Annotated in this window: 19 protein-coding genes and 1 pseudogene; 19 read left to right on the forward strand and 1 reads right to left on the reverse strand. The window is 34.0% G+C overall.

Annotated features, from left to right (window positions below; all coding sequences use genetic code 11):
• Window positions 1–73: 73 nt before the first annotated feature.
• A complete protein-coding gene (locus tag AMET_RS03125; protein WP_011971757.1) occupies window positions 74–1,681 on the reverse strand; it encodes an IS1634 family transposase in 1,608 nt (535 codons plus the stop codon).
• 253 nt (window positions 1,682–1,934) lie between these two features.
• On the opposite strand from AMET_RS03125, the gene AMET_RS03130 reads away from it, so the two are divergent.
• From AMET_RS03130 to AMET_RS03190, 19 genes and pseudogenes are all read left to right on the forward strand, one after another.
• A complete protein-coding gene (locus AMET_RS03130) occupies window positions 1,935–2,270 on the forward strand; it encodes a hypothetical protein (protein WP_041720288.1) in 336 nt (111 codons plus the stop codon).
• A 77-nt stretch (window positions 2,271–2,347) separates the two neighbouring features.
• A complete protein-coding gene (locus tag AMET_RS25510) occupies window positions 2,348–2,512 on the forward strand; it encodes a hypothetical protein (RefSeq protein ID WP_011971758.1) in 165 nt (54 codons plus the stop codon).
• 135 nt (window positions 2,513–2,647) lie between these two features.
• Window positions 2,648–2,959, forward strand: coding sequence for a hypothetical protein (locus AMET_RS03135; protein ID WP_011971759.1), 312 nt, complete (start codon window positions 2,648–2,650; stop codon window positions 2,957–2,959).
• 159 nt (window positions 2,960–3,118) lie between these two features.
• Entirely contained in the window at window positions 3,119–3,271 is a 153-nt protein-coding gene (locus AMET_RS26145; RefSeq protein ID WP_198135383.1) for a hypothetical protein, read from the forward strand.
• Window positions 3,272–3,294: 23 nt separating this feature from the next.
• A complete protein-coding gene (locus AMET_RS24765) occupies window positions 3,295–3,423 on the forward strand; it encodes a cyclic lactone autoinducer peptide (RefSeq protein ID WP_011971761.1) in 129 nt (42 codons plus the stop codon).
• A 33-nt stretch (window positions 3,424–3,456) separates the two neighbouring features.
• On the forward strand, window positions 3,457–4,341 hold the full coding sequence (locus tag AMET_RS03140) for a hypothetical protein (protein WP_011971762.1): 885 nt from the start codon (window positions 3,457–3,459) through the stop codon (window positions 4,339–4,341).
• A gap of 355 nt (window positions 4,342–4,696) precedes the next feature.
• Entirely contained in the window at window positions 4,697–5,428 is a 732-nt protein-coding gene (locus AMET_RS03145) for a hypothetical protein (RefSeq protein WP_011971763.1), read from the forward strand.
• Between the two features lie 268 nt (window positions 5,429–5,696).
• Window positions 5,697–5,882, forward strand: coding sequence for a hypothetical protein (locus AMET_RS03150; protein ID WP_011971764.1), 186 nt, complete (start codon window positions 5,697–5,699; stop codon window positions 5,880–5,882).
• A gap of 90 nt (window positions 5,883–5,972) precedes the next feature.
• Window positions 5,973–6,392 carry a GHKL domain-containing protein gene (locus tag AMET_RS03155; RefSeq protein ID WP_207636411.1) on the forward strand — a complete coding sequence of 140 codons (420 nt, stop codon included), beginning with the start codon at window positions 5,973–5,975 and terminating at the stop codon, window positions 6,390–6,392.
• Window positions 6,393–6,623: 231 nt separating this feature from the next.
• Window positions 6,624–6,731: pseudogene (locus AMET_RS27260) on the forward strand (accessory gene regulator B family protein); the annotation flags it as partial.
• Between the two features lie 6 nt (window positions 6,732–6,737).
• A complete protein-coding gene (locus AMET_RS25340; RefSeq protein ID WP_011971766.1) occupies window positions 6,738–7,238 on the forward strand; it encodes a hypothetical protein in 501 nt (166 codons plus the stop codon).
• A gap of 3 nt (window positions 7,239–7,241) precedes the next feature.
• Entirely contained in the window at window positions 7,242–7,598 is a 357-nt protein-coding gene (locus AMET_RS25345) for a hypothetical protein (protein ID WP_011971767.1), read from the forward strand.
• 7 nt (window positions 7,599–7,605) lie between these two features.
• Entirely contained in the window at window positions 7,606–8,079 is a 474-nt protein-coding gene (locus AMET_RS03165) for a hypothetical protein (RefSeq protein ID WP_011971768.1), read from the forward strand.
• Between the two features lie 154 nt (window positions 8,080–8,233).
• Entirely contained in the window at window positions 8,234–8,803 is a 570-nt protein-coding gene (locus tag AMET_RS03170; RefSeq protein ID WP_157047139.1) for a transposase, read from the forward strand.
• The gene (locus AMET_RS24770) at window positions 8,804–9,043 is read left to right on the forward strand and encodes a hypothetical protein (protein WP_083760813.1); all 240 of its coding nucleotides are present in this window, start codon (window positions 8,804–8,806) and stop codon (window positions 9,041–9,043) included.
• 367 nt (window positions 9,044–9,410) lie between these two features.
• Window positions 9,411–9,914, forward strand: coding sequence for an ECF transporter S component (locus tag AMET_RS03175; protein WP_011971769.1), 504 nt, complete (start codon window positions 9,411–9,413; stop codon window positions 9,912–9,914).
• 171 nt (window positions 9,915–10,085) lie between these two features.
• Complete coding sequence (locus AMET_RS03180) at window positions 10,086–10,823, forward strand: DUF881 domain-containing protein (RefSeq protein ID WP_011971770.1); 738 nt, start codon at window positions 10,086–10,088, stop codon at window positions 10,821–10,823.
• A 202-nt stretch (window positions 10,824–11,025) separates the two neighbouring features.
• A complete protein-coding gene (nuoE, locus tag AMET_RS03185; protein WP_011971771.1) occupies window positions 11,026–11,535 on the forward strand; it encodes an NADH-quinone oxidoreductase subunit NuoE in 510 nt (169 codons plus the stop codon).
• Between the two features lie 11 nt (window positions 11,536–11,546).
• Complete coding sequence (locus AMET_RS03190) at window positions 11,547–11,936, forward strand: (2Fe-2S) ferredoxin domain-containing protein (RefSeq protein ID WP_011971772.1); 390 nt, start codon at window positions 11,547–11,549, stop codon at window positions 11,934–11,936.
• Window positions 11,937–11,938: the final 2 nt, after the last annotated feature.

The raw sequence follows: 11,938 nt of genomic DNA on the forward strand, positions 1-11,938 counted from the left end.
GATGAAGGGAGACTTTCAAGTCCAGGTTCTGTGAGAGACTCGGGGGGGCAGTTCCCTGGGTCTACTCGACAATTTATAACGAGGGTGGTTCCACCTCCAGGGCTTCATAGAGCTTTTTCTGTTTATCAGTGACCTCGCCTAGTATCCGACCATGTCCAGGCGCCTCAAATGACTCAATCACATCGAGTTCATCCAATAATCCTTGCAGCGTCCACTTATCAAAAAGATCTGCATCTTGCATCCTCTTTTTCACATAGGATAAGTAGATGAGTGCAATAAATTCAATAAAAAGCTTGCCGTTCAAGCATAATTCAGAAGAAACCTGCATTCTCCTGAAATTCAATCGCTCTTTAAGGTTGCCGAAACCTTTTTCGACGATATCCTTGCTTCTATAGACAGATAATGCCTCAAAGGGTTTATTGACCTCATTAGATAGCAATGCAAAATACCCATAGTTCTTAGCAGCTTCGCTCATAGCTTCTTCATTCGGAACAATCTTGCGCCCACGCTTAGGTGTTTCTGTAACGGTGAAATACTTGTCATAGTCTTTTAATCGATAATCCTTACGCGAATTATCTTTCAAGTCATTGTAAAGGCTCGTCAGGTAGTCATTCATATCCGCTTGGTCTTTTGCTACTTTTTCAGGATTATAGAACAGCAACAGATAAGCACGACGTGTCTCTTTAATTGTGTCCCCTTTATAGGGACGTTCCTGCTCGTAGTCCCAATCGATGGTGCGGCATATGCCATAAGTGGCGAATTGAGTTTCGAAATTGGACCAAAGCTTCAGGTTGGCGCGTTTTTCTTCCATAACGCTTTTGACATAATTCAGCCCAAGCTTGATACCAATCAGAAACTTCTGATGATTCTTATACAGCATATCGATGTTTTTCTTGCTGTAGAAGCCACGGTCTAAAACGACACGAACCTTTTTGTAACCCATGACATCGAACTCTGTCATTAATTGCTTGACTGTTTTGACATCCGTGATATTGCCTGCAAGCTTTCTGTAGTAGAATGGCAATCCTGATTCTTCACCAAATAGCAGGGCTAGGTTGATTTGCGGCAATCGGTCATGTTCTTTGTTGCGGCCTTTCTTTACTTGACTAAGTGTTTCTGAATAACTGGATATGGAAGTAATATCAAAAGCCCAGTATTCCTTTTCAATGCGCCTTTTACCTTGTTTTTCAAAGAAACGCATCCTGCTTTCTTCGTCAATGGATTGGAACAACTCACTGCTTCGCTGAGATGGGATATCTTCTCCATAAGGGTGTATATGTAGCTTCTGCCAATGAGGGAAACGGCTCAAAGCATTGCTTTCTTCCAGTATCAAATAATAGGCGATGGATAAGATTTTCTTATAGTCTTCAGGAAAGCAGGCTTTGAGATCGGCAGTAATTCCAACTGTCTTTCCGATCTGGTCAAACAGATAAGTGGCACCAAAGAAGCAACGCTGATAGTTTGTGATTGCAACCGGTCCTGGCTTAGCAGGAGCTAGCTCTTCTTGCTGCTCCTTCTTCTGATAATTACGAGTAGATACTATATTTCCAGTCACTGGATCAATTTTTCCCAGAAGCTTTCGTCTTGCTCTGGACTGCTGCTTTTCCTTATCCCAATAGGATTCATTTTGATAAGCATAGGTGATACCAGTTTTCTTATTTATTTGATAAACGATACCCATAAATTCACCACCCCTCGTTATACATTACAATGTATAACGAGGTAAAAGTCAATAAAAATAAGACTTAAACAATTGATTTTACTGGGTTTATAACGAATTTACTCGTTACACTTTTCGGGAATTCAGGTTGTTAGTCAGTGAGTGTATTTTCTATAAATAATGAAATGTTATACTTTCACCTCAAAATATAAAAGGTTAATCAAACTTATTTAATATATGATGATTCATGATTGTACCGAGGAGGGAAATTTAGATGAAAAAATTTACACTTTCAGAATTTCTCATTATATTCTTCCTTATTATAATGGTACCTAAGGGAGGACTATCTTTAATTGGCCTTAACGGAATCATTGCACTAATAATAGGTATATTCTTGAGTCTTGCTAACCGAATACCGAAACTATCAAATAAAGTTAAAGGAGTTGCTATTTCTGATATTGTTACTTTTCTCTTGATTATTCTTTGGTTTATTACGTTTGAGGATGAACAGGCGACAGGACTTACCTACAAAGCGGCAGGAATACTTCTGGTATGGATAGTAAGTTTCTTGACAAGGGTCGTAAAAAAAGAAAATAATGAGCCGAAATAAATTTATATAGAAGAATGAAAGGCTCTTTTTAAAATCTCAGACAAGAGAACAAGAGGAACCTTGAAAAACCTGTAGCAATGAGAACCTTCCCCGTTGGCAATGCCAGTTTTAGTGATGATGGATTCGTTTTAGTACAGGAAGAAAATGGATTGGGAATCATCGATTTGCAGGAAAAATACGTTATTCCTCCAACCATAGAAGGTATCCTCCTAGACGGTTATGTTGTTGATGTCTATTATTAGTCCCATCTTTTAACCTAGAAGATGGGTTTTCACAGCATTAGAATGTACAAAACAGCGCGCTCTGACGTCACTCTGATTCTCTTGAAGTAAAATAATGATTATGGTTAAATTGGAGGTGCTATAGTGTGGAGAGGCATGTTGATACTAGGAGGATTTATTGCAGTAGTAGAAACATATGAGTACATAAAAAAGCAACGAGTAGAAAAGAATGCTATCTATTTAAACTTACGAGGGAAGTTTATAGAATGGGAAGTAATCAATAGGCCCTATACAGTATATTATAGACATGTCTGCAATGTTAGAAATTTGTATATACTAGTTTATTACATTGAGAATAGTCATGGTGAAATTTTTAGAGTTAATATGGCACAATCAGAGTATTATAACGGAGTTGATCGCACTCAAGATTTAAATAAGGGTGACAAAGTACATATAAAGTACATATAAAATTAAAAAAATACCCTGATGAAAGTTTATATATTTTTATGGAAAATATATGAACTATTTTAAATAAAAGTTAAAGAAGTCAAAGGGACGCTGAAGTCAAAGGGACGCTTTGACTGACACCTATATTTGATAATGATAATATAATCATGGGTGATGAAAATGCCAAGAAATGCTAGAGAAAAAAGTCAAACAGGAATGAATCATGTAATGATGCGGGGGATAGATAAAAGGAATATTTTTGTCGCAGAGGATAATTATGATAAATTCTTGCATCTTATAGAGAAGGAAACAAGAGACCGGCGCCAGTATTAGCCAACTTGAGAGGATATTGAGTATTGGTAGGAGTCTTATTCAAAAAGTTATGGACAGTGGGGACGGTTCTCGTTGGCGTATTTGCTGAAGTTGGTGGTAGTATCAATTGTATTGGTTTCTTGTATCAACCTAAGTATCCTGGAAAGAAATAGTGAACTAAAAAACTATTTGAGAGGGGTAATGAAATGAAAAAAATAATATCATTAGTATTAGTATTTTGTATGTCCTTTGTTTTTACAGTTTCAGCACAGAGCAATTTTAACCACCTAGAGATAAACTCAGAAGTACAGAAGTATATGAGTAATTTGAGTAAGGTTGAAAGAGATATGCTCGAAGAAAGATTACATAAACCAGGGCTTACAAATTTAAGTGAACTGTCAGTTGAAGAGCAGAAAATAGCAGATGAAAATGTAAAAGAACTTAATAACTTGCTTTGGGCAATGGTGCATGAAGGAAAACCAGTGTTAATTTATAGTACATCCAACGATGATGTATATGTATCTGTTACAGATGGTCACGTAGAAGTAATATCATATGAAAAAGAAAATATAATGACCGTTAACGGTAGAGAAATAGCTTATGAACAAGAAGTTTCCTATCAGCAAGAAAAAGTGGTATCATTTAATGGCCAGGATGTCATATATGCAGAAGATGAATTAGAGCAAGACCTTGTAGGGGATGATATTATTGCACCAATGTCAAGTTACGTAACGATTCCAAACCCTGGTGGGAGTTGGACATATATTACAACAAGAGTCGTAGACAATACATGGATGGAAAGCATTATAGACATAGGTGCAGGTGCTTTAGTTACTTTTATATTAGCAAGGTTAGCAGGGCTTCTTCCTCCAGAAGCGGACTATGCAGGTGTATTTGCATCAACTATACTTGCTTCGGGAATTGCTGCTCAAACAAACACTCTCAGATTCACTCAGCAAAAGTTCGAGCATCAAACACATTTTAAAACATATGCATATAATGAACGTGCATTAGGTCTTGATATGCAGGGTAACTATGTACCGGCAGGTGATTGGTTTGATAGGTATGTTGCATGGGCACCTAATTTATAAATCTGTCGTTCAAAATTTATTGTAGTGCTTTAAAGAACTTAAGATATTATATCCCTCATATTTGGATCAAGATACCATCATCCGACTATGGGGGAATTGTACTTCATCTTGTTAGCATATCAATAAAAATTTTACTATGTATTACAATAAATAAGATAAAACTATGAAGTAACCTAAGTAAATAGAAGCCTATACAATTATTTTTTTAGAGATTGATAGAAGGATATTCTTCATAGTTTTCAATCATACAGAGATGGTCAAGGGATATTGATCATTTAAAGTTTTGTAGGGATGATTTATATAAATGAACTTTAGAAAGAAAAATCAGTAAACATGGAAGAAAGGGAGATATTGAATGGATAAAAAACGTTATTTTCTTGCTTTAATTATTACGATTACCCTATTTTTAACTTCTTGTAACAATGACGGCATCGATAGTATTAATATTTTTGAATTGCCTTGGGAATCCTTAACCTTAAAAAATTTTTTGCAAGTTCCAATAATTATTGCCATAATACATATACCTCTAGGCCTACGGGTTATTTATAGAGAAATATTTTTTTCCCAATGGGCAGGAAAAAAAATAATGAAGGTGAAGCTAAAAAAAATCAATTATTCTCTTTGGATTGTATTGATAGCATTACTAGGATTGATAGGGTTTATCTATATTAGCGCTAATAATTATGTCCAATTTCTTATGGAGTCAAGTTTATCACAAGAAATCATAGAAGGAATGATTTTAATGAGGCTTTTGAGATACATTGCTGTACTGTATGTATTTTTGCAACTTGGACTTTTATTGGTCTTACGGCTTCTACGACAACTAGAAATAAGAGAAAATGGAATTAATCATGGAATAGGGTTTATCCCTTGGGAAAACATAGTCTTAGCTGAATGGAAAGAAGCAGGCACTTTAGAGATACACTATTATTGGACCTCTAAACCTTTTTTACTGTTTTTCTGGAAAAAGAATAAAAAAGAGATACAAGAGAAAGCAAATTGTTGTTTGAAGATTAATATTGAAGAGAAGGCAAGGATAAATCGGCACTTAGAAAGATTTATTCCAGATCGTATAATAGCTAGATAGGGTATATTAGTTGTTTTACTATATGATGACTCATGATTGTATAGAGGAGAGTAATTTACATGAAAAAATTTACACTTTCAGAATTTCTCATTATATTCTCATTATTATAATGGTACCTAAGGGAGGACTATCTTTAATTGGCCTTAACGGAATCATTGCACTAATAATAGGTATATTCTTGAGTCTTGCTAATCGAATGCGTACAGTGGGGACGGTTCTCGTTGACGTGCATTTTAGAATATGATATGTTCAAGTAGGGGGGCTAGAGATGCCAAGGGAAGCAAGAGAAAGGATCAAAGAAATGGACAATCCCAAAAGCATATCAGACCTTCAAAAACTAGAAAAAGATAAACGAAATAAGATATTAGGAAAAGCCAAGGAAATTGAGGGGATTTCTATTCTCCAGATTTCAAGAATAACTGGGATTACTAGACAAGTGATCAAGAAAACTTAGCAACGAGAACCGTCCCTGTTGCACTGTATCGAAGAAGAATTCTCTAGTGTAAATGAGATTATAGATATAGGCCATCCAATCATTATGGTATTGGTTGATATTAAAAGAGAAAAAGCACGGAGAGAAAAAATATCTTTTGATATTGAAATTGATGTGCCTAGGAATTTAACCATTGATGATATTGACTTATCGATCGTTTTAAGTAATGTGCTAGATAATGCTATTGAAGCATGTATAAGCTCGAATTCCGTTAACATGACGATTGATTTGAAGATGTACGTTAATGAAGGATACCTTATTATAAAGATAGTAAACACCAAATCACCTTCTTATTTTATAGATGAAGAAAGTATAGAACAATCATTTACAACAAAGCCAGATAAATCTAACCATGGAATTGGATTAAGAAATATAAAAAAAGTAATTGTTCAAAACAATGGATATATAAAATTGAATGATAAGGGCACTGTTATGGAGATACAAATAGCTCTGCCTCAAATAGAAAGATGACCTGGTAAAGTAGGTCATCTTTTGTTAGTTAGGACACCTTTTCAACCACTTAAGCCAATTGTATTGATTATAAATCATCTTGCATGCTATATTAAGTTTAAAAGTTGAATAATATGATGAGATAGAACCATGTGTGTACTTTTTCAGTACCACCATGCGCTTAGCTGTCACGAATATACTAACCTTTACAAAAATATATGTTAATAAACCTAGCCTCAATTTTTTTTACCAATCTTCCTTATTATTTCCATTATTCTAGTACCCATAGATGCACCACTAGATACCCCTAATAAACCATTAGAAAACTATGAAATAAACAAATATAGAAAAAGAAGTCTAGCAACAGTGGTTTTTGCTGAAAATAACTCTTTATCTTCGGATGAAAAAAACATATCACACACAAATAAAGTAGATCTATCTGTTGAATTGAAAGAAGTAGATGTTTTTACTGAAACAGTTGATAATTTTCCTAGAGATGTTTTTGAAGAAGTATTTACAAAAGAAGGTATAGAGTTCTTAAGAGAATATTTTAATGCTGATATAATTTATACAGAAGATTATGTGAGTGTGAAAATTAAAACTAGAATACTACCATCTGCTGAACAAGGACTTGTTTTTTATGCAGACGGAATTCCAGTAAATGTTAGTCCTGAAGGTACTACTCGGGTAGCTAAAGATACAAAAGTAATATCAAGAACAGATGCTGAGCATGAACATAATATTATTAGCCATTCTAATCACGATGATGCTAAAATAATTGAAGACTTCTTTACCGCTTCTATTGAGAAGACTAGTTCAAATAAATCAGAAGTTGTTTTCAGAACTAGTGCAGGAGAATTAATTTAGATAATGGCTGAAAAAGAAGATGAATCTATTAATATTTCCAGTAAAGGTTATGGTGATATATATTATCCTGGTGACTGGGTTCACTGTAATAGATTTAATGGACAACTTACAGATGATATACATTATGATTGGAGGAATGGAACTGCTTTAGAGCGAGCTGCTGCTTTGAGAAATTTTTATTCAAGTGATTGTCATATAGCAATAGTTCAAGCAGGCAGTAGGTGTACAGGTATAGGTTCATGTAATTGTAATACAAATGAAGGACCTGCATATTGCTCCGGTTTTACTAAAGATAAAGATTCTGGAGTCCATTGCCCTTACACATATCATAAACACTCAGGATTAGTAGTTCCTAGATAATATTATTATGGAAAAAACTAATTATATTATTTTTATTATACTTATTATTATATTTGCTGTTTTAATCAATAACTATTTTAATCCAGATAAAACAAGAATAGAAATTACATCAGTACAAAAGATAGAAATTTATGAATTTGACAGTTTCTCTAAATTTAGCAATAATCAAATAGGTGTCATCTATGATGAAGGAAAGTTATCAAAATTTATGATAATAATAAATTCGTTAGATACATCAGAAGGGATTAAAAAAATAGATCTTCCGGATAATATTAATCTAGAGTCTTTTGAGTACTACTTCCACATAAGGCCTGAATTTGAGTATATTGAGGATGATAAAATACAAAAAGGTTCTTTTCTTCTACATATTTTAATTGACAACCTGGAAGGAAAATCATACATAACTTTTTCAGGAACGGAATTAGTCTATATTCTAGATAAAAAAAGCACAAAGATTCTAGAGGAAATATTTTCTATGTAAAGACAATGAAGCTAAGGGGACGTTTGGGGATCAGTGAAAAAGTCTCTAGTAAAGAATTAACAATATGATAATAGCTCTTGCTTAAAAACATATAAAAACTAGTGAAAGCATTGAATTCACTAGTTTTTTATGTAGGAGACAATGGGGACGGTTCTTGTTGGCGTACATTTTTAAATATGATATATTGCAAGTAGGGGTGATAGAGATGCCAAGGGAAGCAAGACAAAGAAGTAAAACAGGAATTTATCATGTGATAGTACGAGGAATAAACCAACAAAATATTTTTGAAGATAATGAAGATAGGAAAAGGTACTTAGAAACAATGGCGAGATTTAAGAATGAGCTTGGTTTTGAAGTATATGCATATTGCCTACTGAATAATCATGTTCATTTATTAATCAAAGAAAAAGAAGTAAAACTATCAAAGATATTTAAAAAGATTGGCACAAGCTATGTGCACTATTTCAATTGCAAATATGAGAGGAATGGACATTTATTTCAAGATCGGTATAAAAGCGAAGTAGTAGAAACTGATTCATATCTTCATACAGTCACAAGATATATACATCAGAATCCTGTGAAAGCAAAAGTATCAAGTATAAAAGATTATAAATGGAGCAGTTACAATCATTATATTGAAGGACATGGTATCACCGATGTTGAATTTTACCTGAGGATGCTGAGTAGAGAAAAAGACATGGCGATAAAAAGATATATACATTAGATGAATGAGTTTAGTGATGAACAGTGTTTAGAAATTAAAAATAATATAAGATTAACTGATGAAAAAGCAAGAGAACGGATCAAAGAAATGGACAATCCCAAAAGCATATCAGACCTTCAAAAACTAGAAAAAGATAAACGAAATAAGATATTAGGAAAAGCCAAGGAAATTGAGGGGATTTCTATTCTCCAGATTTCAAGAATAACTGGGATTACTAGACAAGTGATCAAGAAAACTTAGCAACGAGAACCGTCCCAGTTGCACAACTCCTGTTGCACAACTGTTGCACCAAAAATATGTAAACTTATGATAATTATTCCATATTTTGATTATTTATGTTACTATAGTGTATGCTATGTTTTATATATAGAATTAATCTAAACGAAAGGGGGGGGAGAATATGGAAGATATAAGAGATGAAGTGAAAATAAAGGTGTTGTTAAGACTTTTTTAAATTTTGACAATATGATTACGCCAATGTTCACAAAAGGAAATTGGGTTTTCCTATATTATTGAGCTACCTACCTGTAATATGTTTATCCTAAATTGACATAGATATAATGACATAGATATAATAACGAGTATTCTTTCTGGAGGTGTAAGATAAATGATAGCAAAGGTAAGGGACAAAAACAATTATATAGCAAGGACTGGGGTGCTATTGGCTTTGGCATTGGTATTTCAAATTGGATTCACAGGTTTTGCTCAGCCAGTGGTTGGCCCCTTAGTGAATATGGTATTAATCATGAGTGTGATAAAAGTGGGGGTAACTGCTGGCATGATGATAGGATGCCTCACTCCCTTGGTTGCATTTTTAGTAGGCATCATGGGACTGTTTCCTGTGGTACCCTTTATTATGATGGGAAACTGTCTATTTGTTGTTCTTTTTCATGTGATGAGAAAAAATAAAGGAAGGCAATGGGAGTATATTGCTTTAGGAATAGCTGCCATTGGGAAGGCTGGATTTTTAGCCTTCTCCATAAGGTATGTGGTGGTGTTCTTTGTGCCTCAGATACCGCCACCATTAATTGCGGCACTGTCTCTACCACAGTTTTATACATCTCTTGTGGGGGGATTAATGGCAATTGTTGTTTCAAGGTTGTTCAGGTAAATCGATATATAAAATTAAATGATAAGGGCACTGTTATGGAGATACAAATAGCTCTGCCTCAAACACAAAAGATGCCCTAGTAAATTAGGTCATCTTTTGATAATTAGGACACCTTTATTATGACATTCACTTCGATTTATATGGAATAAGTTTAAACAGGAGGGACATTAAATGAATAATCTCAGTGGAAGACTTATGATCGTGATGCTATGTGTATTTTTAGGGATTAGCATTTCAATACATTATAAAAGCAACAAAACTACCAGTAATAAAGCTTTTATACCTCAATTTAACAGACAACAAATATCTATTGAATTAAATGAACTAAAAAATGAGAGAACCATGCTTATGGAGGAATTAACAAATTTAGAAAAACGAGTCGCAGAATATAAGATATCTCGAGATGATGAGAATGTAATTATAAATAATCTGAAAACTGATTTACAGCGATATCATATGATGATTGGATCTACAGATGTAAAAGGACCTGGATTGAAAATTACGCTTACTGATTCTCCAAGCTCCCCAGCATATGATTTTAATAGTGCGTCAAGCGTACTTATGTATAACTATGAAATGATAGTATATTTAATTAGTATTCTAAATGCCACAATGGCAGAGGCAATTTCAATCAATGATCAAAGATATATAGATAATACAGCGATATATTTTACTTCAAATAATATCATGGTTAATTCAGTTCCTATGAAACCACCTTTTGTCATTACTGCCATAGGGACTCCTGAGGATTTAGAGTCTGCGCTATACATAAGGCAGGGATTTATGTGGGAAATGGAAACTTTTTACAATAACGTTCAAGTAGAGGTTGAAAAAGTAGATGAGGTTATTATTCCAAGATACGACGATGATATTGACTATAAATATGCCAAACCTGCTGAAAATATATAGAAAAATCATTAAGTAGAATAGAGGTTATCATAAACAAACCAATGATATTTAAATAGAGATAAAAAACAAATAAAATCTATTATTAAATTAACTACTGACTCTGGCTGGAGTCGGTTTTATTTTTTGTATAAATCATCAAAAAATAACTAAAACTAACATTTGAATATCATAAATTATCAAAATTGACAGGAGGGAAGCATAGATGGCGGAGGATCTAAAGGAACAAGAAAGAAATGATCTTGAAAAGCCATTACCTAAGGAAAAATACCAAGAACTAGAAGCCTATATTGATGATTTGCCGTCACTTGAGGGTCGATTAATTCAAATACTTCATAAAGCACAACAAATATTTGGATATTTACCTAGAGATATTCAACTGTTTGTGGCTAGGAGGTTGGGTATATCTGGGGCAAAGGTAAATGGTGTCATTACTTTTTATAGCTATTTTACACAGGAGCCTAGGGGTGAGCATACCATTAATGTTTGTACTGGGACGGCTTGTTTTGTCAAAGGGATCGGAAAAATCATTGAAGAATTGGAAAGTCAACTCAATATAAAGCTTGGAAAGACCACTGAAGATATGAAATTTACATTGAAGGATGTACGTTGTGTTGGGGCCTGTGGGCTTGCGCCGTTAATTGTGGTGGATGAAAAAGTCTATGGTAGGGTGAAACCAGAGGATGTAGAAAAAATTATGTCGGAGTATCCATAGGAGGAGATCGGGTGTCATCTATTAAATCTTTAGAAGAATTACAAAAAATAAGAGAAGAAGTACAGCAAGGAATGGACTTAAGAAAATCAGAGGATGAAAAGCATATCAAAATTATGGTGGGAATGGCCACCTGTGGAATCGCAGCTGGAGCAAGAGATACATTTAATACACTTTTAGAGGAAATAGATAAGCGAAAAATGAAAAATGTGTACTTAGTTCAAGTGGGGTGTATGGGTTATTGTCATGATGAACCTATTGTACAGGTCAATGCACCCGGTGCGTCCCCTGTTTTGTATGGTCACATTAATCAGGAAAAAGCAATTGAAATCATAGGGAAGCACATCGAAAAAGGTGAACTATTACAGGATTTAATTATCTCTAAATCCTTTGATCGGGTTTAAAG

The organism is Alkaliphilus metalliredigens QYMF, assembly GCF_000016985.1.
GTDB lineage: Bacteria > Bacillota > Clostridia > Peptostreptococcales > Natronincolaceae > Alkaliphilus_A > Alkaliphilus_A metalliredigens.

What these genes read in the sequence shown, in the direction of transcription:
- AMET_RS24770 (WP_083760813.1), top strand. Translation starts at nt 8,804, where the DNA reads ATGAATGAGTTTAGTGATGAACAGTGTTTAGAAATTAAAAATAATATA.
- AMET_RS03145 (WP_011971763.1), top strand. Translation starts at nt 4,697, where the DNA reads ATGGATAAAAAACGTTATTTTCTTGCTTTAATTATTACGATTACCCTA.
- AMET_RS03135 (WP_011971759.1), top strand. Translation starts at nt 2,648, where the DNA reads ATGTTGATACTAGGAGGATTTATTGCAGTAGTAGAAACATATGAGTAC.
- AMET_RS03130 (WP_041720288.1), top strand. Translation starts at nt 1,935, where the DNA reads ATGAAAAAATTTACACTTTCAGAATTTCTCATTATATTCTTCCTTATT.
- AMET_RS03140 (WP_011971762.1), top strand. Translation starts at nt 3,457, where the DNA reads ATGAAAAAAATAATATCATTAGTATTAGTATTTTGTATGTCCTTTGTT.
- AMET_RS03150 (WP_011971764.1), top strand. Translation starts at nt 5,697, where the DNA reads ATGCCAAGGGAAGCAAGAGAAAGGATCAAAGAAATGGACAATCCCAAA.
- AMET_RS25345 (WP_011971767.1), top strand. Translation starts at nt 7,242, where the DNA reads ATGGCTGAAAAAGAAGATGAATCTATTAATATTTCCAGTAAAGGTTAT.
- AMET_RS26145 (WP_198135383.1), top strand. Translation starts at nt 3,119, where the DNA reads ATGCCAAGAAATGCTAGAGAAAAAAGTCAAACAGGAATGAATCATGTA.
- AMET_RS25510 (WP_011971758.1), top strand. Translation starts at nt 2,348, where the DNA reads ATGAGAACCTTCCCCGTTGGCAATGCCAGTTTTAGTGATGATGGATTC.
- AMET_RS03180 (WP_011971770.1), top strand. Translation starts at nt 10,086, where the DNA reads ATGAATAATCTCAGTGGAAGACTTATGATCGTGATGCTATGTGTATTT.
- AMET_RS03125 (WP_011971757.1), bottom strand. Translation starts at nt 1,681, where the DNA reads ATGGGTATCGTTTATCAAATAAATAAGAAAACTGGTATCACCTATGCT.
- AMET_RS03175 (WP_011971769.1), top strand. Translation starts at nt 9,411, where the DNA reads ATGATAGCAAAGGTAAGGGACAAAAACAATTATATAGCAAGGACTGGG.
- nuoE (WP_011971771.1), top strand. Translation starts at nt 11,026, where the DNA reads ATGGCGGAGGATCTAAAGGAACAAGAAAGAAATGATCTTGAAAAGCCA.
- AMET_RS03165 (WP_011971768.1), top strand. Translation starts at nt 7,606, where the DNA reads ATGGAAAAAACTAATTATATTATTTTTATTATACTTATTATTATATTT.